Here is a 24,416-nt window from a genome sequence, read left to right as displayed (position 1 = left end):
TGCCATCAGTGTAGTTTCCGACCGGCAGGCATTTTCATGCGCTCGGGCAAAGCAGGCATAATGGCGACCTTTCGCCCACCACAGCGCTGCCAGCCAGCCGGTCATCCCTTGAACGAACGTCCTCTGTCCACCGCTTTGCGCCCCTCGGCTTGTCCGGGGTTGCTGCGTATTGTCCAGGCGCTGGACGGCGGCATTTGCCGGATCAAGCTCAATGGTGGCTCGATCACTGCTGATCAGGCTGACGCGGTGGCTGATGCTGCCGAGCGTTTTGCCAGTGGCGCGATCGAAGCGACCAACCGCGCCAATCTGCAGATTCGCGGCATCGGCGAGCAGTCAGCGGCATTGATCGACAGTTTGCTGGCCGCCGGTCTGGGGCCGCAAACTGCGCCGGGTGACGATGTACGCAATCTGATGCTCAGCCCGAGTGCCGGGATCGATAGGCAACTGTTGTTCGATACCCGGCCACTGGCCGAACAGATTCTGGCGACCCTGCAGACGCATCCGCGCTTTCACGAGTTGAGCGCCAAGTTCGCCGTGCAACTCGACGGCGGGGAGGCGTTGGCGATGCTCGAGCATCCGCACGATCTGTGGCTCTCGGCGTTCGAGCGTGACGGTGAAGTCTTGTTGGCGTTCGGTCTGGCCGGCTGCCCGACTGATCGTGCGGCCGGTGCCGTGACCGTGGAAAACGGCCATGCGCTGGTGGTCGCGGTGCTGGAGTTGTTCCTTGAGCGGGCTCGCCCGGAGCAGACACGCATGCGCCATTTGCTCAATGAATGGCCGATGCTGGCCTTTCTCGAACAGTTACGCGAACGCGTGGCGATCAACACCGCCATTGCCCGACAGCGCACGCCGCTGGCGAATGCGCTGCACATCGGTGTTCACCGGCAAAATGCTGACGATAGGGTGTATGTCGGCGCGGTACCGGCACTCGGCCGTCTCGATCCGGCCATGCTGCGTGGCGCGGCCCGACTGGCCCGCGAGTACGGTGACGGCACCCTGCGTTTCACCCCTTGGCAAAGTCTGCTGTTGCCGAACGTGAAGCCCGCCGACGCGGCGCAAGTCCTGGAAAATCTGACGCAATTGCCCTGGCTGACCGACGCCAGCGAGCCGCTGTCCCGGCTGATCGCCTGCACCGGCTCCAGTGGCTGCGGCAAAGGCCTGGCCGATACCAAACACGATGCCCGGCGGCTGGCGACGCTGTTGCCACAGGCGCAGCACGTGCACCTGTCCGGTTGCCCGCGCTCTTGCGCTGCAGCCCATCGCACCCCGGCGACATTGCTGGCGGTCAGCCCTGGTCATTACGACCTCTATTTTCGCGATGCAGCGCTGCCGGGTTTCGGCGCGCTGCACGCACGCAACCTTACTATTGAAGCGGCCGCGACCCTGCTCGACGCCCGCTCACGGAGCCCCCTTGATGCTTGATTACATCCGCGACGGTCAGGAGATCTATCGCAACTCCTTCGCGATCATTCGCAGCGAGGCGAATCTGGCGCGCATCCCGGCCGATCTGGAAAAACTCGCGGTGCGGGTGATCCACGCCTGCGGCATGGTCGAGGCCATTGACGGTCTGCAATTTTCCGAAGGTGCCGGCAAGGCCGGGCGCGATGCACTGGCAGCCGGCGCGCCGATCCTGTGTGATGCGCGGATGGTTTCCGAAGGCGTGACCCGTGCCCGTCTGCCGGCGAACAATCAAGTGATCTGCACCCTGCGCGATGACAGCGTGCCGGAGCTGGCCCGTGAGTTGGGCAACACCCGTTCGGCAGCGGCGCTGGAGTTGTGGCGTCCACACCTGGAAGGCAGCGTGGTGGTGATCGGCAACGCGCCGACCGCACTGTTTTACCTGCTGGAAATGCTCGACGCCGGCGCACCGAAACCGGCGCTTATCCTCGGCTTCCCGGTGGGCTTCGTCGGCGCCGCCGAATCGAAAGCGGCGCTGGCGGCTGACAGTCGCGACGTACCGTTCGTGATCATGCAAGGCCGGCTCGGCGGCAGCGCCATGGCCGCCGCGGCAGTCAATGCCCTCGCCACGGAGATCGAATGATGCAGGCCAAAGGACGTCTGATCGGCCTCGGTGTAGGCCCCGGTGATCCGGAACTGATCACCGTCAAAGCCCTGCGTCTGTTGCGCGAGTCGCCAGTGGTGGCGTACTTCGTTGCCAAGGGCAAGAAAGGCAACGCGTTCGGCATCATCGAAGCGCATCTGCAGGATGCGCAGAATCTGCTGCCGCTGGTGTACCCGGTGACCACCGAAGTGCTGCCGGCGCCGCTGTCCTACGAGCAAGTGATCAGCGATTTCTACGATGAAGCCGCCGAGACCGTGGCTGCGCATCTGGACGCCGGCCGTGATGTGGCGGTGATCTGCGAAGGCGACCCGTTCTTTTACGGCTCCTATATGTATCTGCACGATCGGTTGTCCACGCGCTATGAAGCCGAAGTGGTGCCGGGCGTGTGCTCGATGCTTGGCGGCGCCTCGGTGCTCGGCGCGCCGCTGGTGTATCGCAACCAGAGCCTGTCGGTGCTTTCCGGCGTGCTGCCGCACGAGGATCTGAAGCGACGCCTGGCCGACGCCGATGCGGCGGTGATCATGAAGCTGGGGCGCAACTTTCCCAAAGTTCGTGCGGTGCTCGAAGAGCTCGGTCTGGCCGAGCGTGCGCTGTACGTCGAACGCGCGACCATGGCCAATCAGAAGATCGTGCCGCTGGATCAGGTCGAGCCGATGTCCTCGCCGTACTTCTCGCTGATCATCGTCCCGGGCGAACGGTGGCAAGGTTGATGACGCCATCCACACCGGCCATTGTCATCCTCGGACAGGGCGCGCTTGCCACCGCGCGGCGGATCCAGCAGCTGTATCCGACGGCGCAGATCCACGGCCTCGCCGGACGCGTTGAAGGCGCCGACTGCACCTATCAGGAGTTCGGCGCGACGCTGCGTGAGTTGTATCAGCAGGACACGCCGATCATTGCCCTGTGCGCGGCCGGCATTGTCATCCGCACCCTGGCGCCGGTGCTGCTGGAGAAGGGTGCCGAGCCTGCGGTGCTCGCCGTGGCCGAAGACGGCAGCGCCGTGGTGCCGCTGCTCGGCGGCCTCGGCGGGGTGAACGTCATGGCCCGGGAAATCGGTGCCGCATTGCAAGTCGCGGCGGCGATCACCACCAGTGGCGAGTTGCGCTTTGGCACTTGTCTGCTCAATCCACCCAACGGCTATGCGCTGGCTGATCTGGAGCTGGGCAAGCGTTTTGTGTCCGATCTGCTGGCCGGGCACAGCGTGCGCATCGAAGGTGCCGCGCCGTGGCTGGAGCAGGCGCAGTTGCCGCAAGACCCGCAGGCGCAGCGCTCGATTCATGTCGGCAGTGCCGAGCGTGTTGCAAGCGCCAACGAGTTGCTGATCTATCCGCGCAGCGTCGCCGTGGCGGTGAGTGCGCAGTTGGACGATCTGCCGCATGCCGTGCGCGCCGCGTTGCAGCAGGCCGGGGTTGCGCAGCAGTCGCTGGCCTGTCTGCTGGCGGCTGATACTGAAATGGCGTCGGCGAAATTGCGTGAAGCCGCCCTCGAACTGGGTGTGCCGCTGCGCTTTGTCGCGGCGCAAAAGGACCTCGACGAGGTGGCTCGTCAGGCACTGCCGCAGGCCTCGATCAGCAGTGCCAACGGCTTGGTGATTGCGCGCGCCGAACAGCCGCTGGACGTCGCGCAGATCGGTCGTCAACGTGGGCGCCTGGCGGTGATCGGCCTCGGCCCTGGCGCTGCCGAATTGATGGTGCCTGCGGTCAAGGCGGAACTGGCGCGGGCCACCGATGTGCTCGGTTATGAAACCTATGTGCGCATGGCCGGCCCGTTTCGCGATGATCAGGTGCAGCACTGCACCGACAATCGCGAAGAAATGCAGCGTGCCCGCCACGCCTTCCGGCTGGCGGCCGAGGGCCGTTCGGTGATCGTGGTCTCGTCCGGCGACCCCGGCGTGTTCGCCATGGCCGCAGCGGTGCTCGAAGCATTGCACGAGTCGACCGATCCAGCCTGGCACAGCGTCGAGCTGGAAATCCTGCCGGGGGTGTCCGCTTCGCTCGCCACGGCCGCACAAGCAGGCGCGCCATTGGGACATGACTTCTGCGTGATGTCGCTGTCGGACAACCTCAAACCGTGGTCGATCATTGAAAAGCGTCTGGATCTGGCGGCCGAGGCCGATCTGGCGCTGGCCTTCTACAACCCGATCTCCCGCGCGCGTCCCTGGCAATTGGGGCGCGCGCTGGAAATCGTCGCGCAACATCGCACTGCGGCGACGCCCGTGGTATTGGGGCGCGACATCGGTCGTCCGGGGCAGACCCTGCGCGTGACGACACTGGGGCAACTGACCCCGGATCAGGTGGACATGCGCACCATGGTGCTGGTTGGTTCTTCGACGACGTGCACCTTTCCCAAGGCTGAAGGTGGCGAGTGGGTCTACACGCCGCGCTGGTACGGCGAAAAACCGCAGGCATGAAGGAGTGGCGAGAGAGAAACCTCTCTCGCCATGCGCATTTTTCCGCGCGATTGTTTCCGGATCTGACCGCGTCATATTGTTCAATGGGACTTGTAGGATCGGCTCCGCTTTTGCGTGGGAGTATTCTCGTTGGTTACATTCTGTTCGACTTATCTTGAATGCTGATAAACAGACCTGAATTTCCAGTTCTGATAATGTCGCGTTCTGCTCAGGTATGTTTGATTTGTACATTGATTATCGAAATAACTGGTTGCTGTTACATGCGCTATCAGTTGCTTTTTAGTGGTCGATTTTGACATGTGTTGAAAGTTTTGAAGTTTGAGCTCCGATTTGTCAGAAGTTAGTTTGCTCTCCATGCAGGTGCCAGCGGGCACTCGTTAATGGTCAGGGCAAAGGAGCAACTTTCATGCAGGATCGAAGACCTCAAGACGCCAGCGGTTTTGTCAAATTCATCAACTTGTTCAAACAGGCTGATCTGGAACAGGCCATGTCGGCGCACCGCAATAGTGATTCTTATCAGTCAGTGTTGCGTTATTACTTTGCCTGTATCGGCTTACTCGATTCACCACGACTGATCGAGCCCTTGGCACTGCTCAAACAGTCGATCGGCCAGTTGATTGGTGCTCCACGCGAACACCAGCCTGATAGCCAGCCTGCACGGTTATTGCGTATCTATGACAGCATTCAAGCCTTCGAAACCCGGTTGCAAAACAGTTTGGCTTACGCGAAGAGCACCCCGACTGCCGTGCCCAGGAATCTGCACTTTATCTGGCTCGGTGGTGGAGTGGGCGAGATACAGCGTGACTACCTCAACCTCTGGAAACAGGTGCTGAACGGGCAAGGTTACAGTCTGCATCTCTGGTATGACAGCGACGCGTTGTTGGCCTGGCAAACCAACAAGCTGATCGTCGAGGCGGCCAAGGCTGACGCCCTGCAACAGGATGGCAGCGACAGTGTTTCCACAGACCAGCTGAGCACGCTGTACGAAGAACGGGCCATCGTCCTTAAACAACAGATGTCCATGCACATCGATGCCGCATTGGCGCAGGGACTTTCAGCCGATGAAGCACGGATCGATCTGTTGGCTCGCGCCTATGGGCAGGACGCCGCGCAACTGGAGACGTTGATCGAGCAAAACCGCCGCAGTCTGCTCGAGCTCGCAGGAGGCGACCTGCAGTTGCGCGATTTGAACGCCCTGGATACTCCGCTGCAGTTGCAGGATATCTACGAGCGCGAAATCCGGTTGCGCGGCAATCTGGCCGCTGCTTCCGATGTGGTGCGCGCCGAGGCCCTGTACGATGAGGGCGGCGGTTATGCCGATGTTGATAATCTGCCGCCACTGGTCAAGACCCTGGGCGGCGTTGATATCAGCGGGTTTGACCCACGGGCACGCGTTGGCGTTCTGCAACTGCTGCTCGATCACAATCGGCACTGGATGCCTGCACGCGAGGCGCTGCGCCACCAGTACACTGATTATCTGGCAAGCATTCCCGAGCAACACCGCGCCGCGCTTGAGACGTTTGCCCGGCAGCAACCGGCGCTGAATGAAGTGTTCCAGGCGCCAGCCGAGCTGCTCGTGCGCCCACAGGACTTGCGAGCAGTTGCTGTGCAGGGCTCTCTGAGCAATTCCTTTCTGATGGCCCATGCCCGATCGCCGATGCTCAAAAGCGTGATCGACCGGTTTCGCTTCAACTATGACTTCATCGACCTGACGGCTCGACTGGCGGCCACGCGCGGTGTTGCGCTGAGCGATTTCCACGGCATGTCGACGCTTGCGCGCGAGGTATTCGAGGAAAACTGCGGCCCCATTTCTGCTCTGTCCTCGATCGAAGGTTCTACGGCTAACGAACTGATTCTGGCGGTCGCCGGGCATTTTGAAGACGGCATCCGTCCGCAGAGCGAATGGACGATTTTTCTGACTGGCCCGACCGCGATGCGTGCTGGCATGCGCGATTATGAGCGGCACAACTTCGTCCCGCGTGAAGATGAGACCGTGCGCCTCGAGACTGCCATAGAACCGCTCTGGATGATCAATGACAAGACCGAGGAGGAGCAGGATCACTCTTGGAAAGACAACGCCGGCGATGACGAACAATGGGTCATCGACGAGCAGCAGCGTTGGCGACAAGGACGCTTCAGTGTCCGTTACAACGGTGATGTTGCAGCCTTGCTCAAGCAGCAGACTGTGACGTTCGAAGAGGGTTGGCCGATCATCGAGGGGCGGCCGGTGCTGCTGACGGAGGTCTTGCAAGGAATGATCGACCGACTCGGTGCACCGTTCCTGGCGGCGATGAGGCAAGGTCATAACGGTCCGCTGATTTTTCCCGCAGGGCCGGGGCTGGGTTTCGATGAACGTCAGGCCATCAAGGCCCAGCCTGTCAACTTGCAAGCTCCGGCGTCGCTCAGCGATACGCGGATTCAGGGACTGGCGCTGGATGAGTTGCTAAGCGGTATTGCCGAGGGTTCGCTGCAGTTCTTCCAGGTCAGCCCTTTGCAACGAGTGGTGTTGGGACAGCTGCTCGGCGCACGTTCACTGGATAACTCAAGCTTCACGCAACTTGCCGCCGAACTCGAAAACCTCGCCAACAGCGTTGCCGAGGTGGGAGCGTCAGTGCGTTATGCGGCCATTGAACGCCATCTGTATCAGCATCGGGCGCCGCAATTCATGGCCGGTCTCGCCAGCCATGTCGACCAGCCGATGGTGTCGTCGGACAGCGCGTTGACGTTGAAACGAGCCGCGCTGTCGCAGGCGCATACGCTGTTTCAATGGGGGCGTCATGTTGCCCATATCCAGACCATCGCCACCCGTGAGCATCGTGAGCAGGTGATCCTGCGGCTGGGTCAGGTACTGGGGCAAATCGAGGCCAGTGACGTCAAGCTGGTGCCGCAGGATCTGTTGCTCCAGGGGCCGGGTGATCCCGGTGGCCGCTGTTACCCGCTGGCGCTGATCATGAGCGCGGCTCTGGAGCACGGCGATGCAGCGTCGCGACGTTTGCGCGAGCGATTTTTCCTGACCACTGCCGAGCCGCATCAACCCGATTCAATGGTATTTCTGGAAGCACTCGAGGAATTGCGCGACGTGCAATTGCACGACATCGGCAAGCCGCTGGGACGTGTCGAACTGCAGCAGCTTGGCGCAACGCTGGAAGGGTTCGCCAGCTCGCGCACGCTGATGCTCAATTCGGACAACCACGCCATGCTGGTGGCGAAAATCTACAAGGGTGAACACGCCACCTATCACTTCTATGATCCCAATTTCGGCGTGTTCGAGTTCAGCCAGACGGACCAGTTCCAGCGGGCACTGACCGACCTGTTTCAGAAGCAGGGCATGGCGAAATACTATGCGGCCTATGGCGACGCCACCCGCCCGACGTTTGATCTGATCGAGCTGCAGGGGCAGAAGATATCGGCTCTGAACCTGTCTGGCGGATTTCATGTCGGGCAACTGCTGGAGTCCGACAATGTCCTGTCGGAACAGACGCAGCGGCCGATCCGTCGGCGCCTGAGCAGTGCCCGCGGCCATTCGCTGGTCAGCAATCCGCATCTGGGACGCAGCCTGCGCGAGCTGGACAGTCACTGGTGGGGACAACAGATTGCCCTGGCGACTGACGCTTTACAGGCCTTGCATGTTTCGGCAAAACCGCTGGTGCCGGTCTTCGAAACCCTGGAGATAACGCCCACTGGCGAGTACCGGATCAACCTGATCGATCCGTCGCAGGCCGAGCATGTGGTGCAGGTGGTCAGCACCGATCATCGTCTGCTGCGCATCAGAAATTACCTGTCGGAGCAGTTTTCGGCACTTGGCACTCGAGCCGCGCCGCAGATGGCAGAGGCGGGTGCCGTTCACACCCTCAATACCGGCTTCACGATTCAGGCACTGATGAACGTCCTGCGTGGACGAGAGGGGGATGACCGCACCTTGACCACCGCCGTGCGGTTGCACGCTTACGTCAATTACGCACAACTGGTGCACGGCAATGTCACGGACGTCGCCGGCCTGATCAGTCTGATCAAAACCGCACTCAATGAAGATAAGATCATCGCCCGTACCTGTGCGCCGGTGGTGGGCGAGGCGCTGGGACATGTTGCCAACGAAGGCGTGGGCGCGGTGCTGGGGCTGGCCAATGTCGGCTTCGACATCTATCAATTGGCGACCGCGGACAATGAGATCGAGCGCGCGCAGTTCGGTACCCAATTGGCCTTCGACTCCGCCAGTCTGGCGTTGACCGCCGGTGGCCTGGGAGCCGCCACGGCGGGCGCGGCGACTGCGGCAGCCGTGCTCGGCGGGGCCGGAGTGATTCTGGGCGGATTGGCCGTGGGGGTGGCGGCCCTGGCCCAGGGGTTTGCCAGGATCGCCGAGCAGGCGCAGGAGGTCGGGCTGTTTTTCGATGATCTGGAGCGGGCTTGTCGGGGTGTCGGTTATCGGTATGACGATGGGCTTGGGGCATGGGTCGCTCACCCCTCGCTCGTCGTCCATGGCCTGGACTTCACTCGCGCCAGGATGGTGCTCGACAGTCCGAAGGTGTATCGGCTGCGCGATCATTTCGGAGTGCCGGATTTCAATCCGGATGATCAACAGGCGCTCGATCTGCGGCGTGAACTGGGTCTGCCCGGTTACATCCGTTTTGATCCACCGCCCACGCAACTGGTTGTCCTGCCGTGCACGCCGACCACGTACTACGGTTACGAATACAAGGCGCTGCCATTCTCGACACTGCGTCACGACACCGGCTTCGATACAGCCCGCAAGCTGGAGAAGAAGGATGCGGCTGGCCAGTGGCGGTTTCTGTTTTCGTTCTATTCCTTTCCCGTGCACTACATCGTCAACCGTCTGGCACCGTCGTATCGGCCAACCGTGATCGAGGTACGGCTGGATGCCCGAGAACGTGCGCTGGCGGTGCCAATGATGCCCCCCGTCTGGCACGACAAGGTGTCGTACCGCATCGAAGGTGCGGGCGGCGCCTGTTCACTGATCCTCAATCGCGGGGTCAATGTCCAGTTGCAGTCGCCCAGCCTGCAGCTGTGCCGCTGGAATCTGCTAGCCACCTGGGCCACCGAGAGCGATGTGCGGATCGACGTCGGCGGGGTTCTTTCTGTGGCTGGCGTGCAGGTGACGTTCGACGGCAAAGGACGGCATGAGGTCATGCTCCAGCTGGATGGGCAGCAATTGTTCAAGGTCAACCGCAGTGACAGGCGACTGGACATTGTCGGGCAGAGCGCGCCAGTCGGGGAGAACGAGCAGTCGTTGCTCACGCATTACCAGATGCTGGCGCGGGAGCATCGGCTGGTGCTGCCGTACACACCGGTTCATCACTTTCCGATTCCTTTCGAACCCGAGGGTCAGCCGCGTCACACCACCGCCTGGTACGACGCTGCCGGTGATCGCTTTCTGTACATTCGCAGTGAAGAGGTACTGGCGGCCGATGAAATGCTGCTGGCGGCGGTGGTCGGCGATTCTGCCTTTTTCTATGAGGTGCACAACTACGATATCTGGCAGGTCGACGCTGTCAGCGGTCTGCTCAAATACCGTTACCGGTTGCTGGTGATGGAGGGGCAGTGCAGCGTTCGGCGTATCGATGTCGATGCTCAAGGCGTGCTTCATATCGAACAGCAATGGCTGGGTCCCGATCAGCAAATCACGCAGCTCAACTACCTGATCCATGAGGGCCTGCTGCAACTGGTGGCAGTTACCCGAGAGATTGACCGTGATCTGGGCCGCCGAGTGTTCGCCCACCCGACCTTGACGGATTGGTCGGTGGTGCTTGGTCGATATTTCAAATTATCGCCAGTGCCCGAGCGCGCAGGCGTCAGCACCGTCGACTGGCAACCGGCCGCTTACGTGTCGGTCTGCTGGGCGTTCGATCCGGACCAGCGCGACCTGGTCTGGATTCGCAGCCGTGACCTGTTGTGCATTCATCCGTTTGCCTTCGGGCATACCCGCGGCTGGGCCGATTCGATCAAGCATTTGGGTGAACTGTTGCTCCTACCGGTCGACGATGAGCACGAGCTGTTCTTCATCTACGATCGGCGGGCGCAAAAACTGTGCAAGGTGCAACGCCGCGGGTCTGCTGGCAGCGAGCGCTGGCCGGCGCAATGGACGCATCAGTGGCTGCAGCCTGATGGGCTCAATGACGTGGTGCCGGTACAGGACGGGTATCTGGCCCTGACCGACGACGGTCTGTTCTTCAATCTGAGCGCAGAGGGTGAAGTGCAGCTGGGTGGCTTGAGTGAGCGCTGGCTCAAGGGACGTGCACATTGGTGGCAAGCACTCGAATCGCTGGAGACGAAGTACCCGGTCAACAGTTTCGCCATTCTGGGTCTGCGCAACGCTGCCGGTGATCGCAGCCTGTGCGCCTGGTATGTGGATAACCGTCTGCTGTTGTGTGACCCCGGGCATGAACGGGAAATGCGCCTGCTCGGGGTCACACCGGACAACCAGGCGGTCTGGCTGCTCGATGTCGCCAGCGGTGAGATTTGCAGTCAGCGGTTCTTCGACAGCCGGCAACTCGAGCCAGCGTTCGGCGACGGCGCACAGTTACTGGCAAGCGACTTGCTGCCCGCACCGCAGGCCGAGTGGGACGACTGGCGGTTCAGCGCCGTGCGCAATGACGGCTCCGGTCTGTGCGGGACATCGTTCGACGGCGTGTCACTCAAGCTGCGATATCAGGAAGCTGAGCGAATCATTGGCGTCGATCATCACTGGGCAAGCGGGCACGCGGCGCATTTGCCGGAGTCTCTGCAGGCATTGCTGGAGACCGCCGAGCATGAGCCCTACATCGCCGTGGAATCCGGCGCGGGCTACCTGCAATGGTTCGACGTGGCGAATGCACAACTGATCCGGGTAGCGGGACAGGACCTGCCGCACGATTGCGAATTACTCGGCACCCGTCATCGGCATGTGCTGTTGCACGAGCTTCAGGCACACCGCGTACACGTCTACCCCGGTCAGCAAAGCATCGGCCCGTTCGAATACATGCGGCGCGACGCCGAAGTGCTGGTGGTCGAGGGCCAGAACAAGGTCGAAGACCTGTTGCCATTGATCGCGGATGACGTGAGCTGTCTGGTGTTGCGCCTGGGGCAGGGCGGTGTGACGTATCACCTGTCGAGGGCCTGCTGGCTGCGGCTGGATTCAGTGATCGTCGATTGCCGTCACCCACTGGGCGAGGTCCCGGCGATTCCCGGCAAGCTGGTCTGGGCGCTGGAAGCACCGCAAACACTGCAACTGTCGTTCGTCGACGAGCACTTGCTGATCGTCGATCCGGATCGCCAGCACAGCCTGATCCTGCGGGATGTGTGCTCGGTGGATCCGGCGATGCGCGGCGACGTCTTCCTCGGGTTCGAGGGCGGGCGTTCCCATGCGGTATCGAGTCTGGTGCAGAGGCTGCGGGAAATCGTCGGAGCCGATGATGCCGACGGTGGTGCAACGCTTGCGCAGTTGCTGAGCGCTGTGCCGGCGTAAAACAGAAGGGCAACTGAAAAGGCCTGCGCAGACTACTGCACAGGCCCTTTTCCTGATTCTGTCTCGTCCTGAATAAGGTTTACACCTTCTGACTTTCCCTCAGGACACCAGGTAGCCCTTGATCCCGGTAAAGATGATTTGCGCCGCCAGTGCGCAGACGAAAAGGCCCATCAGCCGGCTGACGATCTGCAGGCCCTGATCGCCCAGAACCCGTTCGATGTGATTGGACAGATACAGCACCACGCCGACGGTGAAGCTGGCCAGGGTGATGCTCATGATCGCGGTCAATTTGTCGTCCCAATGCGGCTGGCTGACCCCCATCACCAGCAGCGCACCGATGGTGCCGGGGCCGACGGTCAGCGGGATGGTCAGCGGAACGATCGTTACGTCCTGCTGCACGTTGTCACTCTGCACCACCGGCTTACCCTGGGCCATGCCTAGCGCCGAGATGAACAGCACGCTGCCGGCACCGATGCGGAATGCGTCCGCAGTGATCCCGAACACATCGAAAATCACCCGTCCGAACAGGTACAGCAGGACGCTGGAGACCAGCGTGGCAATCGCCACTTTCCAGGCCAGGCGCCGCTGTTCCTTGCGCGAGTAGCCCCGGGTCAGGCTGATGAAGCAGGACAATACGAAGAACGGGCTGTAGAGCACCAGCATCTTCAGGTAAACGCTGAATAACACGTGGAGCATGAGGGCGGCTCGCATCCGGAGAGGGGTGGCAGCGAGTCTATCAGTCGCTTAGTTGCTTGTGTGCGCAGAAAATGCTGCGCACGGCAGTTCATTTTTCCGGATTTTATTTTAATCGTAGTGTTGTTGTCGTTTGTTAGTTGTTTTTGTTGTTTGGATATGATGTTACAGATTCTGGTTTGTGGTTGTATGTTTGTTTGGTTATTGTTTGTTTGCAAGTTCAAGAGGGACTTGTCTGATAATTAATAAGGATTTTATTATGCATAATCAAGCTGTTCGCGAAAGTTATATTGCTTCTTGTGTTAAAGCGATTGAAGAGTGTGAGATCGACGACCGGTTGGTAATTCGTCCTCGCGCCCTGATGGCTGTAGGGGACGACGTAGAAGCACCGTCGAAGGGCTCTGTTGTGGGAGAAGGTTCGCTGGGCTTTGCGGGCGGAATCAGCGCCCAAAACCGATCCGATGCGGAAAACGCCTTCCTCTTCGCCACGCTTGCAGCCAACAAACAATACCCGGCCGAAGAGCAGGGTAAAGAGTGGTATCTGCGTTTTCGTGAGGTGATGACCCAGGCCGGCTGGACGCCAGTCACCAAGTATTACAGCGACCTGCACGTCGCGGGCACCAGCGTGCGTATGGATAAGCTGGTACTGGAAATTCTCGGCTCCGTAATTGCCGGCGCTGCACTGCCAGGCCCGGCTACGGCGTTGATGCTCAAGGTGGCGGGAGATGCGATTGCCGCCCTGCAAAAACGTGATACTGCTGCGCTGACGGCTTATGAGCGCAATCTGCTGCAACACGGTGTGGGTGGAATTTCCGCGGGTGCGTGCGTTGAAGTCAACGGTGAGGCGATCATGGCCCTGGGCACCGTACGTTTCCAGCGCAAGAATACCTCTACCCAAGTGCTGTTTGTTGACGTCGACGTGCGTAATGTAAACCTGTATCAAGGCGAAACGGTATTTGTCAAAAACACATTAAAAGCGGACTTGGTTCGTGAAAATATTAAAAATAAGCTCATCGCTCACAGTGACAAGATTGTCGATATCGAAATTTGATTGATCAAAAAAAGGCAGCCGGTTTCGGCTGTCTTTTTTGTTATTGGGAGCGTTGGTATGAATGGCGAATATTCAGTATTGATTGTTGGCGGCGCCGTTGTGCTGATTCCGGCAACGGATGAGCTGGCGCACTATGACGATTTGATCGAGTGCCTGTTGCTGGCGCAATTGGCGGCCAATAAAAAAATCGAAAAGACGGCGGAGATCGACTGGTATGGCGCGTATGTGCAGTTGCTGGATAACTATTGGCTGCGCCACTCCAGAACTCGACGGCAATGGTCCATCGGAAAGGATAATGTCGAGTCGCTCGGTGATTGGGTCATCGCCGCGATGTTCAGCGACGCTGTGGATAACAGCGGCGCTGCATCTGTAGCGCTGCGACGTCTGGCAGGCCTGTCCGGCACCGAGCCGGCCATGGTTTTGCTGCGCAGGCACATCCAGAAGAGCATCCTGGCGTCCGAGTCCGGAGATGGGCTTGCGTCCGCCACGGCTGTGCGCCTGCTGGTGGTCGTCGCGAACACGCCGACCTCCTTGACCAGTGTCTATCTTGAGCTTGCGACTGATCGGGTGCTTGGCGGCAACCCCCTGGCCGAGCTGTTTCAGGCCGAGGATGTGCGCGGCGACGTGTGTATGCGTTTCGCCGGCGCCTACTTGTCTGAGGCCCTCTATGCTCCGGCACGCGCCGCCGTTGCTCTGAAAATCAGGGACAGGTTGAAGGACAACGTTGTGCGGTTGACGTTGCCCGATGAAGGGGCAGTCAGGCAGCTTTGCGCAGCCGATTGAGGCGCAACCGGGCAGGCCTGCTCAGAAGGTCGAGGCCGTGCGGTTCTGCTGATCGCGCTGGGCTACCCAGTGTTCGATCAGCTCGCGCAGTTGCGAGAGCTCCACCGGTTTGGCCATGTGCCCGTCCATCCCGGCCTGGCGCGCACGTTCCTTGTGTTCGGCGAGGATGTGCGCGGTCAGCGCGACGATCGGTGTGCGGATGCGCTGATTGCTGACTTCCCAGGCACGCAATTGCTGGGTCGCCGAGAAGCCGTCGAGGATCGGCATTTCGCAGTCCATCAGCACCAGATCGTAACGCTGGGCCTTCATCGCCTGCAGGGCTTCTTCGCCGTTGCTGGCGGTGTCCGGTTGCAGGTTGAGTTTGCCGAGCATGCCGCGAATCACTTTGGTCGAAATCGTGTTGTCCTCAGCGACGAGGATGCGGAAGTCGCTCGGCACCTTGGCTGCCGTGGCCGGTGTGAGCACTTGTGGCTGAAACACCACCTGACCCTTGTTGCGCTGGTTCAGCTCATCGGCGAGGGTGGTCTTGAGCGTGTAGCCGGCCACCGGTTTGGCGAGGATGCGTTTGATCCCCGAATTGCGCGCGATGATCTTGCTCGGCGCGTTGCTGATGCCGGTGAGCATGATCAACAGGATGTCGTGATTGAGGCTCGGGTCTTCCTTGATCTTGGCCGCCAGTTGCATGCCGGTCATCCCGGGCATGTTCTGGTCCAGCAGCACCACATCGAAGTAGTCGCGCAGGTGCGCCTTGGTGCGCAGCAGCGCCAGCGCTTCCTTGCCCGATGGTACGGCGCTGACGTTCAGGCCCCAGGCGCTGCATTGCTGCACCAGCACCTTGCGGCAGGTGTCGTTGTCGTCCACCACCAGCACCCGCGCACCTTGCAACGGGCCGTCGAGGTCGGAGGTCGGGTGTTCGAGGCGATCCGGATCCAGCGGCAGGGTCAGCCATAAGGTGCTGCCCTGATTGGTGCCGCTCTTGATCCCGAACTCGCCGTGCATCAGGCGGATCAGTTGCCGGGCAATCACCAGCCCGAGATTGCCGCCCAGACGGTTGGCCGAGAGGAAGTGTTTGCTGTGCAGTTCGGCGTGCAGCAACGCATCGCGCTCTTCCGCCTCCATCGGCTGGCCGCTGTCCTGCACGGCGATGCGCAGGCGCGGTTTGACGCTGCGCTCGTCGAGGGCGACGACGATCAGCACTTCGCCTTCGTCGGTTTTCTTCAGGGCGTTTTCCAGCAGGCTCAGCAGGGTCTGGCGCAAGCGGGTCGGGTCGCCGCTGATGACCCGTGGCACCTGCGGCTGGATGAAGCTGATCAGCTCGACGTTCTGCTGTTCGGCCTTGGCCCGGTAGATGCTCAGGCAGTCATCGATCAGCGCGTTGAGGTCGAACTGCACATCGTCCAGTTCGATCTGCCCGGATTCGAGTTTGGAGATGTCGAGGATCTCGTTGATCAACGTCAGCAATTCGTTGCCGGCGCTGTGGATGGTTTGCACGTAATCGCGCTGCTTGACCGACAGTGGCGTACCCAGCAGCAGTTCGGTCATGCCCAGCACGCCGTTCATCGGGGTGCGGATTTCGTGGCTGATCTTGGCGAGGAATTCGGCTTTGGCGTTGATCTCGGCATTGCTCGCGGCAAGATCGCGGCTGATGCTGAACCGGCTTTCGGTGATGCTGCGCTGGCGTTCACCCAAGGCGATGCTCATCAGCAAGCCACTGATGCAGATGAAACCCATCAGGGTCATGATCAGGCCTTGCGGCGCCACCAGGGTCAGCCCCAGCAGGGCCGGCAAAATGATCAGCGTGCCGATGTTGAACACCACCATCCCGGCAACGAACAGCCGCGCCGGACGGTAGCCCTTCTGCCAGTGATAGAAGCCGACCAGAAGCATGCTCAGACCGGCCAGGGCCACCAGCGCGTAGGTGATGATGTTCAGCGGCAGGGTGTTGACGAACAACAGCAGCAGGCTGCAGATCACGATGAACAGAATGTCGCCCAGCAACAGTTTGTTCAGCGGGTGCGGGCCGAGCGGGGCGAAAAATCGCAGGGCGAACATCAGCCCGGCCGGGGCGGTCAGCAGCAACGCCAGATAAGCGCCCGGGGTCTGGATCGCGTGCCAGTTCGGCAACCACGGGCCGGCGAGGTTGAGCAACAGCAACAGGCTCAGGCCCAGCAGTCCTTCGCAGACCGCCAGCCATAGGCTGCTGCGCGAGCGGGAGTAGGCGTAGCGCACAAGATTGTGCAGCAGCAACATGCCGAGGCAGCCGAACAGCAGACCGAAGATCAGCGTCTGGTTCTGGTTGGCGGCACTCATCACCGCCGATTGCAGGGTGATGTGCGGGCGTAGCTGATGGTCGGAAACCATCCGCAGATAGACGTCGAGGGACTTGTCGCTCTGCGGCAGCGGCAACAGGAAGTCGCTGCTCGGCAGTGGCCGCTCGACCTGCGGCTGGCGGGTGCCGGAGGTGCGTTGCTCGATCAGCTTGTCGCCGTCCAGCACGTAGAGGCTGAGGTTGGACAGGTCCGGGGCGAAGATTCGCAGCACTTGCTCGTGCTTGCCCGGGGCCAGTTTGAAACGCAGCCAGAGTGCGCCATCGGGCTCGGCCGCCGTGAGGCGATCAAGTTCGATAGGGCTGAATTGATTGGTGTAGCGTGCCGAGCGGATGTCGCTCAGTTGCAGATTGCCCTGATCGTCAAGCAATACCGACCAGCCACTGCCTTGCGCGGCCATAGCCGGAAGCATGCAGAACAAGGTCAGCAACGTGACGGTGAAACTTATGGCAATCCTGAGCCAGCGCACGGCGAAATCCCTTCGTAGGTTGATGCCAGAATATAACGATGCGCGGCGGCGGAACAGCCCGGCGAGGGACTGCATCCCGCGCCGGACGTGAAGGACAGCTTATTCCTGGGTTTCGCCACGTTCACGGGCAATGGCGCGGTAGCCAATGTCCTTGCGGTAGAAGCAGCCTGCCCAGTCGATGGCAGCGGCCAGCTTGTAGGCTTGCTGCTGCGCTTCGCTGACGCTGGCGCCCATGGCGGTGGCGCAGAGTACGCGACCACCGGCCGTCACCACCTTGCCATCCTTCAGCGCCGTACCGGCGTGGAAGACTTTGCCTTCCAGGCCTGCGGCTGCGTCCAGACCGTTGATCACCGCGCCCTTGGCGTAGTCGCCCGGGTAGCCGCCGGCGGCCAGCACGATGCCGACGCTCGGACGTGGATCCCACTGGGCTTCCACCTTGTCCAGCGCTTGCGCCAGAGCGGCTTCGACCAGCAGCACCAGGCTCGACTGCAGACGCAGCATCACCGGTTGGGTTTCCGGATCGCCGAAGCGGCAGTTGAACTCGATGACTTTCGGGTTGCCGGCCTTGTCGATCATCAGACCGGCGTACAGGAAACCGGTGTAGACGTTGCCTTCTTCGGCCATGCCGCGCACGGTCGGCCAGATCACCTGGTCCATCACGCGCTGGTGCACGTCGGCGGTGACCACCGGGGCAGGGGAGTAGGCGCCCATGCCGCCGGTGTTCGGGCCGCTGTCGCCGTCGCCAACACGTTTGTGGTCCTGGCTGGTGGCCATCGGCAGCACGTTCTTGCCGTCGACCATGACGATGAACGAGGCTTCTTCGCCGTCGAGGAATTCTTCGATGACCACGCGCGAACCGGCATCGCCGAACGCGTTGCCGGCGAGCATGTCGCGCACGGCATCTTCGGCTTCGGCCAGGGTCATGGCAACGATCACGCCTTTACCGGCGGCCAGGCCGTCGGCCTTGATCACGATCGGTGCGCCTTTTTCACGCAGGTAAGCCAGGGCCGGCTCGATCTCGGTGAAGTTCTGGTAGTCGGCGGTCGGGATCTTGTGACGCGCGAGGAAATCCTTGGTGAAGGCTTTCGAGCCTTCCAGCTGTGCAGCGCCGGCGGTCGGGCCGAAGCAGTCCAGGCCACGGGAGCGGAACAGATCGACCACGCCAGCCACCAGCGGCACTTCCGGGCCGACGATGGTCAGTGAAACGTTTTTCTCGGCAAAGTCGGCCAGTTGCTCAAGGGCCAGCACGTCGATGGCGACGTTTTCGCACTTGGCTTCAATCGCGGTACCGGCGTTGCCCGGCGCGACGAAAACCTTCTGCACGCGCGGATCCTGAGCCACTTTCCAGGCCAGGGCGTGTTCACGGCCACCGCTGCCAATGATCAAAACATTCATTTCAAAAACCTCGGATGACGCTAATTCTGTTGAGCGCTGCAAGGGCGCTTTTCTGTGGGAGCTGGCTTGCCAGCGATGCAGGCGACTCGGTTCATCAGTTGGACCGAGGGGATGCTATCGCTGGCAAGCCAGCTCCCACATTTGGTTCGAGTGGAATCAGTGACGGAAGTGGCGCATGCCCGTAAAGACCATCGCGATGCCAGCCTCGTCAGCGGCGGCAATCACTTCAGCGTCACGCATCGAGCCGCCTGGCTGGATCACCGCCGTGATACCAACCTTGGCCGCGTTGTCCAGACCGTCGCGGAACGGGAAGAACGCGTCCGAGGCCATCACCGAACCGGCCACTTGCAGACCCGCGTGCTCAGCCTTGATCGCGGCGATACGCGCGGAGTTTACGCGGCTCATCTGGCCGGCGCCGACACCAATGGTCTGACGGTTCTTGGCGTAGACAATGGCGTTGGACTTGACGTACTTGGCGACTTTCCAGGCGAAGATCAGGTCGTGGATTTCCTGTTCGGTCGGTGCACGCTTGGTCACCACCTTCAGGTCATCGGCGCCGATCATGCCGATGTCGCGGCTCTGCACCAGTAGGCCACCGTTGACGCGCTTGTAGTCCCAGGCCGGAGCGCGGTCTGCCGACCACTCGCCACAGGCCAGCAGGCGCACGTTGGCTTTGGCGGCGACGATGGCGCGAGCTTCTGCGCTGACGCTTGGGGCAATGATCACTTCCACGAACTGACGCTCGACGATCGCCTTGGCGGTCTCGGCATCCAGTTCACGGTTGAAGGCGATGATGCCGCCGAAGGCCGATTCGGTGTCGGTGGCGTAGGCCAGTTCGTAGGCCTGACGGATGCCGCCCTCGGCGTCCGGGCTCACGGCCACGCCGCACGGGTTGGCGTGCTTGACGATCACGCAGGCCGGCTTGACGAAGCTCTTCACGCATTCCAGCGCGGCGTCGGTGTCGGCCACGTTGTTGTACGACAGCTCTTTGCCTTGCAGTTGGGTCGCGGTGGCGATGCCGACTTCGGCCGGCTTGGCTTCCACGTAGAACGCCGCGCTCTGGTGCGGGTTCTCGCCGTAGCGCATTTCCTGAGCCTTGATGAACTGGCTGTTGAAGGTGCGCGGAAATTCGCTGCGACCTTCGGTGCTCAGCACGTCGGCAGCCTGATTCACGGTGCCCATGTAGTTGGCGATCATGCCGTCGTAGGCGGCGGTGTGTTCGAACGCCTTGAGCATCAGGTCGAAACGCTGAGCGTAGGTCAGGCCGCCGGCCTTGAGGTTTTGCAGAACGCTGGCGTAATCGCTGGCATTCACCACGATCGCTACGTCTTTATGGTTTTTCGCTGCCGAACGGACCATGGTCGGGCCGCCGATATCGATGTTCTCGATGGCGGTCGGCAGGTCGCAGCCTGGCTTGCTGATGGTGGCTTCGAACGGATAGAGGTTGACCGCAACCAGGTCGATCGGCTTGATGCCGTGTTCGTTCATGATCGCGTCGTCGATGCCGCGACGACCGAGGATCCCGCCGTGGATTTTCGGGTGCAGGGTTTTCACCCGACCGTCCATCATCTCTGCGAAACCGGTGTAATCCGCGACTTCCACTGCGGCAACGCCGTTGTCCTGCAGCAGCTTGAACGTCCCGCCGGTGGAGAGGATCTCGACGCCCAGGGCTTCAAGCTCCTTGGCGAATTCGAGGATCCCGGTCTTGTCGGAAACGCTGATCAAGGCGCGGCGGATCGGCAGGCGGGTAGTCTGGTCGGTCATCTCAATTTCCATCAAAAGCAAGGGAAGTCAGCAAAAAAGGCGACCGGTTTTACGCGGGCGCCTTTCTGGTTTGATTGAATGCTTACAGCAGATCGTACTGCTTGAGTTTCTTGCGCAGCGTGCCGCGGTTGAGTCCCAGCAGCTCACTGGCCTTGGTCTGGTTGCCCTTGACGTAGTTCATCACGCTTTCGAGCAGGGGAGCCTCGACTTCGGAGAGCACCAGGTTGTACACATCCGTGACGGACGCGCCCTCAAGGTGGGCGAAATAATTGTGCAGCGCCTTCTCGACACTCCCGCGAAGGGTCTGACCTTCTTCGCTCGGGGTATTGAGGTGCTGTTTCAAATTCACGTTGTCGCTCACGGGTGCTGTTCCACTCACTAAAGTCTCGGTCATCATCGTCATGCGGCCACCCCTTCTTCGTCCCCTGTCAGGCTCTTGTAACGCTCGGCGAAGAACTCCCGAACGTTGGCGCATTGTGTTTCCGTACCATCCAAACGATTGAAGTGGGCGCGAAACTCCCTGGCGCCCGGCAAGGTTGCGAGATACCAGCCCACATGCTTGCGGGCAATGCGCACGCCCATCACATCCCCATAGAAGGCGTGAAGTGCGGCCAGATGCTCCAGCAGGATGCGTTCCACTTCGCTCAGCTCCGGCGCCGGCAATTTCTCGCCGGTACGCAGGAAGTGTTCGATCTCGCGAAAAATCCATGGCCGCCCCTGGGCAGCCCGGCCTATCAGCAGGCCATCGGCACCGGTCGCGTCAAGCACGTAACGGGCCTTTTCCGGCGAATCGATATCGCCATTGGCAAACACCGGGATCGACACCGCCTGCTTGATTGCGGCAATCGTGTCGTACTCGGCTTCGCCGGTGTACAGATCGGCGCGCGTGCGGCCATGCACGGCCAGCGCGGTGATCCCGGCCTGCTCGGCGATCTTCGCCACGGTCAGACCGTTCTTGTTGTCGCGATCCCAACCGGTGCGGATCTTCAGGGTCACCGGCACATCCACTGCAGCGACGACGGCCTGCAGGATCTCGGTCACCAGTGCTTCGTCTTTCAATAACGCGGAGCCGGCGGCCTTGTTGCAGACCTTCTTTGCCGGGCAACCCATGTTGATATCAATAATCTGTGCGCCCAGTTCGACGTTGGCCCGTGCCGCGTCCGCCAGCATCTGCGCGTCGCCACCGGCAATCTGTACCGAGCGTGGCTCGGGATCGCCTTCGTGGATCATGCGCATGCGCGACTTGCGGGTATTCCACAGGCTCATGTCACTAGTGACCATTTCCGAGACTACAAGCCCTGCGCCCAAACGCTTGCACAGCTGACGAAAGGGCTGGTCGGTGACGCCCGCCATCGGGGCGAGAATCAAACCGTTCTGCAATGTATATGGGCCGATGCGTACCGCCGACATAGGACTTCCCTGAAGTGGGGCCGGATCATGAGAGTTCGAAAAAGGGTTGGCATGATACCCGCTCTCGATGACTGGATAAAGGCTGAATTGAACAAAATCTGAACAGTTATTCTGTTATTACCAGCGGTTTGGTGAACGCAGGCGAAGTCAGAAAACTGCCGTCAAACCTGTAGCGATGAAGCGATTCACTCGGGCGAGTGGAAACTCAGGCTGTAATTCACCGCTTTGGGGCCTGGATCGAGGATATCCAGCGCGATGTGGATCGGCGTCTGCGGCGGCATTTCCGCCATCCCTTCAAGGTCGCCGTTGAGGTATTCGCCGGGTTTGAAGCGACGACTGGCGATCAGATGACCGTTGAGGTCAGCGAAGCGCAACTCCAGCAGCGGGAACGGCTGGGAGAACGTCGCACGGTTGTAGATGATCGCATCCACCACCAGCGCCCCGCTGAATTCCGGATGGCTGCGCACCACCAGATTGCTGCTTTTGATTTTGCCGATGTCGACCTTGGACGGCACCGTGCAGCCGATCTGCGGGCAGAACTGCTGGAACCACGGGCGGTACTGATCCTGCCGCGCCAGCTCATCGAAATGATAGGCAATGTACTGACCAGCCAGACCGGCGGCGGCCAACAGTACCAGCAGGCCCCAGAGCAGGCGTCGGCCCCAGGGCGAGCGGCGCTTCTGCCAGTCCAGTTGCAGCGGGTCGTCAGTCAGATCCTGCAGGACTTCGGCGCGCACGCCGGGTTCGGCACGTTGACGTTTTTTGCGCAGCGGTTCGACCGATGGCAACTCGTCATCGTCCGGCTCGATGTTGGCCGACAGGCGTTCGCGGCGGGCATTCGGATCGATCGGGTCGTGCAGGCGCAGTTGCGGGATCGGCGGTTCATCGTCCAGATCCACCGGCTCCAGCGACAACGAAGGCTCGGTGCGCTCGGTCTTTACCGGTTCGGCTTCGACGATTTCGGGTTCGATTTCATCTTCGGGCTCGGGCAGGCGTTCATCGTCGCGGGCGCTGAACAGGCTGTCGCGCCACTCCGTTTCATCGGCTTCAGGGCTGTCGCGGCGGGCGCTCAGGGACTCCTCGCGCTGACGACCGAATTCGGTGGTCGGCTGGATTTCCCGTTGTTCGAGGCGGGCTAGCTCTTCGTCCAGATCGAGGCTGTCCAGGTCCAGCTCGCTGGCACTCCATTGCTTTTGGCTGATGGCGCGCGGCGCGGGCGGTTCGTCGTTGACGGGCGCTTCGACTACCGGCGGCGGCTCGCTGACCACCGGCTGGGACAGTGCTGGCTGGACAATGGCCGGCGCCACCGGGGTGACCGCTTCCTTGCCGGCATGTTGTTCCAGCAGCTGTTTGGCGGCATTGAACACTTGCAGGCAGGAGCCACAGCGAACCACCCCACGGGCCACGCTCAATTGGGCATGGCTGACGCGGAAGCTGGTTTGGCAATGCGGGCACTGGGTGACGAAGCTGTCGGTCATGCGGCGATCCGGTTTATACAGGCGGTCATTCTAGCGCCGACGGCCGGTGATACGCACCCAGCCATCGCGATTGGCGATCGGGTCCAGGTCGAAGTCCTGCGCATAGGCGGCAGCGACTTCTTCACCTTGTTCGGCGAGGATGCCTGACAGCGCCAGACGACCGCCGGTTTTCACCAGGCCGGACAGCTGCGGCGCCAGGGAAACCAGCGGGCCGGCCAGAATGTTGGCGACCAGCACGTCGGCTTTGACCTGCGGCAGATCTTCCGGCAGGTACAGCGGGAACAGCTCATCGACAATGTTGTTGCGCCCGGCGTTGTCGCGGGAGGCTTCCAGCGCCTGCACGTCGATGTCGGTGCCGACCGCTTCTTTCGCGCCGAGCAGCAGGGCGGCGATCGCCAGAATCCCCGAGCCGCAGCCGAAGTCCAGGACGTTGCAGTCTTTCAGGTCCTGACCGTCAAGCCATTCCAGGCACAGGGCGGTGGTCGGGTGGGTGCCGGTGCCGAACGCCAGGCCCGGATCCAGCAACAGATTGACCGCGTCAGGCTCGGGCGCGGCGTGCCAGCTCGGCACGATCCACAGGCGCTGGCCGAAACGCATTGGCTGGAAACCGTCCATCCAGCTGCGTTCCCAGTCCTGGTCTTCGATGACTTCGCTGTGATGCTCGGGCAGCGGACTGCCGGTCAGCAGTTCCAGGTGCGCCAGCACCGGTGCAGGCTCGGTGCCGCCCTCGAACAGGGCCAGCAGGTGCGTGTGTGCCCACAGTGGGGTGGTGTTGAGTTCCGGCTCGAAGATCGGCTGATCTTCGGCGTCCATGAAGGTCACCGAAACGGCGCCGACTTCAAGGAAAGCGTCTTCGTAGGTTTCGGCTTGTTCCGGGCTGATGGCGAGACGTACTTGCAGCCAAGGCATGGCGGGCACCTTTGAAAAAATATGATTGCAGCCTAGCGGCCAGCGAGAAGCGCGCAAGTTTACGCGAGCGCAAAGCTTTTGTGGGAGCGAGCTTGCTCGCGAAAGCGGATTGCCAGTCACTTTGATGCTGACTGATGTGCCGCCTTCGCGAGCAAGCTCGCTCCCACAGGTTTTTTGTAATCTGTAGAAACAACAAAACCGCCCGA

The 24,416-nt window shown here is 61.3% G+C and carries 15 protein-coding genes; 7 read left to right on the top strand and 8 right to left on the bottom strand.

The features are described 5' to 3' along the window. The first annotated feature begins 123 nt into the window (after positions 1-123). The 5 genes from cobG to PMI25_RS02670 all read left to right on the top strand — a co-directional run bounded on the left by cobG (position 124) and on the right by PMI25_RS02670 (position 11,931). Complete coding sequence (gene cobG / locus PMI25_RS02690; RefSeq protein WP_338011271.1) at positions 124-1,422, top strand: precorrin-3B synthase; 1,299 nt, start codon at positions 124-126, stop codon at positions 1,420-1,422. Continuing rightward, the gene (locus PMI25_RS02685) at positions 1,415-2,041 is read left to right on the top strand and encodes a precorrin-8X methylmutase (protein WP_007967902.1); all 627 of its coding nucleotides are present in this window, start codon (positions 1,415-1,417) and stop codon (positions 2,039-2,041) included. Before cobG ends, PMI25_RS02685 begins: the two co-directional genes overlap by 8 nt. Next, complete coding sequence (locus PMI25_RS02680; protein ID WP_007967900.1) at positions 2,038-2,772, top strand: precorrin-2 C(20)-methyltransferase; 735 nt, start codon at positions 2,038-2,040, stop codon at positions 2,770-2,772. The genes PMI25_RS02685 and PMI25_RS02680 overlap by 4 nt, the downstream gene beginning before the upstream one ends. Then, complete coding sequence (gene cobJ, locus PMI25_RS02675) at positions 2,772-4,472, top strand: precorrin-3B C(17)-methyltransferase (RefSeq protein ID WP_007967898.1); 1,701 nt, start codon at positions 2,772-2,774, stop codon at positions 4,470-4,472. The genes PMI25_RS02680 and cobJ overlap by 1 nt, the downstream gene beginning before the upstream one ends. Before the next feature lie 406 nt (positions 4,473-4,878). Next, complete coding sequence (locus tag PMI25_RS02670; protein ID WP_024164418.1) at positions 4,879-11,931, top strand: glycosyltransferase; 7,053 nt, start codon at positions 4,879-4,881, stop codon at positions 11,929-11,931. Between the two features lie 99 nt (positions 11,932-12,030). Here PMI25_RS02670 and PMI25_RS02665 read toward each other — a convergent pair whose 3' ends face one another. Beyond that, a complete protein-coding gene (locus PMI25_RS02665; protein ID WP_007961956.1) occupies positions 12,031-12,627 on the bottom strand; it encodes a MarC family protein in 597 nt (198 codons plus the stop codon). Between the two features lie 256 nt (positions 12,628-12,883). Here PMI25_RS02665 and PMI25_RS02660 point away from each other — a divergent pair, with 256 nt between their 5' ends. Further along, positions 12,884-13,675 (top strand): hypothetical protein, encoded by a 792-nt coding sequence (locus PMI25_RS02660; protein ID WP_007961954.1) that lies wholly within the window; start codon positions 12,884-12,886, stop codon positions 13,673-13,675. Between the two features lie 57 nt (positions 13,676-13,732). Continuing rightward, a complete protein-coding gene (locus PMI25_RS02655; protein WP_007961949.1) occupies positions 13,733-14,458 on the top strand; it encodes a hypothetical protein in 726 nt (241 codons plus the stop codon). 21 nt (positions 14,459-14,479) lie between these two features. On the opposite strand, the gene PMI25_RS02650 is transcribed toward PMI25_RS02655, so the two are convergent. From PMI25_RS02650 to prmA, 7 genes are all read right to left on the bottom strand, one after another. Next, positions 14,480-17,254 carry a hybrid sensor histidine kinase/response regulator gene (locus PMI25_RS02650; RefSeq protein WP_007961948.1) on the bottom strand — a complete coding sequence of 925 codons (2,775 nt, stop codon included), beginning with the start codon at positions 17,252-17,254 and terminating at the stop codon, positions 14,480-14,482. A 99-nt stretch (positions 17,255-17,353) separates the two neighbouring features. After that, positions 17,354-18,649 carry a phosphoribosylamine--glycine ligase gene (gene purD / locus PMI25_RS02645; protein WP_007961947.1) on the bottom strand — a complete coding sequence of 432 codons (1,296 nt, stop codon included), beginning with the start codon at positions 18,647-18,649 and terminating at the stop codon, positions 17,354-17,356. A 156-nt stretch (positions 18,650-18,805) separates the two neighbouring features. Then, positions 18,806-20,413: a bifunctional phosphoribosylaminoimidazolecarboxamide formyltransferase/IMP cyclohydrolase gene (gene purH / locus PMI25_RS02640; protein ID WP_007961946.1), complete on the bottom strand. Its 1,608-nt coding sequence runs from the start codon at positions 20,411-20,413 to the stop codon at positions 18,806-18,808. A gap of 82 nt (positions 20,414-20,495) precedes the next feature. Further along, positions 20,496-20,816 carry a DNA-binding transcriptional regulator Fis gene (gene fis, locus PMI25_RS02635; RefSeq protein WP_003221275.1) on the bottom strand — a complete coding sequence of 107 codons (321 nt, stop codon included), beginning with the start codon at positions 20,814-20,816 and terminating at the stop codon, positions 20,496-20,498. Continuing rightward, entirely contained in the window at positions 20,813-21,823 is a 1,011-nt protein-coding gene (gene dusB, locus PMI25_RS02630; protein WP_007961945.1) for a tRNA dihydrouridine synthase DusB, read from the bottom strand. The genes fis and dusB overlap by 4 nt, the downstream gene beginning before the upstream one ends. Before the next feature lie 185 nt (positions 21,824-22,008). Further along, positions 22,009-23,301 (bottom strand): DUF3426 domain-containing protein, encoded by a 1,293-nt coding sequence (locus PMI25_RS02625; RefSeq protein WP_007961943.1) that lies wholly within the window; start codon positions 23,299-23,301, stop codon positions 22,009-22,011. 30 nt (positions 23,302-23,331) lie between these two features. Further along, positions 23,332-24,210 carry a 50S ribosomal protein L11 methyltransferase gene (gene prmA, locus PMI25_RS02620; RefSeq protein WP_007961942.1) on the bottom strand — a complete coding sequence of 293 codons (879 nt, stop codon included), beginning with the start codon at positions 24,208-24,210 and terminating at the stop codon, positions 23,332-23,334. Between the last annotated feature and the right edge of the window lie 206 nt (positions 24,211-24,416).

Origin of the sequence: Pseudomonas sp. GM30 (assembly GCF_000282275.2) — a bacterium.
Taxonomy (GTDB): Bacteria; Pseudomonadota; Gammaproteobacteria; order Pseudomonadales; family Pseudomonadaceae; genus Aquipseudomonas.
The sequence above is the reverse complement of the archived record's forward strand: the minus strand, read 5'-3'. Positions and strand labels throughout refer to the sequence as shown.

What these genes read in the sequence shown, in the direction of transcription:
- PMI25_RS02680 (WP_007967900.1), top strand. Translation starts at nt 2,038, where the DNA reads ATGATGCAGGCCAAAGGACGTCTGATCGGCCTCGGTGTAGGCCCCGGT.
- purH (WP_007961946.1), bottom strand. Translation starts at nt 20,413, where the DNA reads ATGACCGACCAGACTACCCGCCTGCCGATCCGCCGCGCCTTGATCAGC.
- dusB (WP_007961945.1), bottom strand. Translation starts at nt 21,823, where the DNA reads ATGTCGGCGGTACGCATCGGCCCATATACATTGCAGAACGGTTTGATT.
- fis (WP_003221275.1), bottom strand. Translation starts at nt 20,816, where the DNA reads ATGACGATGATGACCGAGACTTTAGTGAGTGGAACAGCACCCGTGAGC.
- PMI25_RS02670 (WP_024164418.1), top strand. Translation starts at nt 4,879, where the DNA reads ATGCAGGATCGAAGACCTCAAGACGCCAGCGGTTTTGTCAAATTCATC.
- PMI25_RS02655 (WP_007961949.1), top strand. Translation starts at nt 13,733, where the DNA reads ATGAATGGCGAATATTCAGTATTGATTGTTGGCGGCGCCGTTGTGCTG.
- cobJ (WP_007967898.1), top strand. Translation starts at nt 2,772, where the DNA reads ATGACGCCATCCACACCGGCCATTGTCATCCTCGGACAGGGCGCGCTT.
- PMI25_RS02685 (WP_007967902.1), top strand. Translation starts at nt 1,415, where the DNA reads ATGCTTGATTACATCCGCGACGGTCAGGAGATCTATCGCAACTCCTTC.
- PMI25_RS02665 (WP_007961956.1), bottom strand. Translation starts at nt 12,627, where the DNA reads ATGCTCCACGTGTTATTCAGCGTTTACCTGAAGATGCTGGTGCTCTAC.
- prmA (WP_007961942.1), bottom strand. Translation starts at nt 24,210, where the DNA reads ATGCCTTGGCTGCAAGTACGTCTCGCCATCAGCCCGGAACAAGCCGAA.
- PMI25_RS02625 (WP_007961943.1), bottom strand. Translation starts at nt 23,301, where the DNA reads ATGACCGACAGCTTCGTCACCCAGTGCCCGCATTGCCAAACCAGCTTC.
- PMI25_RS02660 (WP_007961954.1), top strand. Translation starts at nt 12,884, where the DNA reads ATGCATAATCAAGCTGTTCGCGAAAGTTATATTGCTTCTTGTGTTAAA.
- purD (WP_007961947.1), bottom strand. Translation starts at nt 18,649, where the DNA reads ATGAATGTTTTGATCATTGGCAGCGGTGGCCGTGAACACGCCCTGGCC.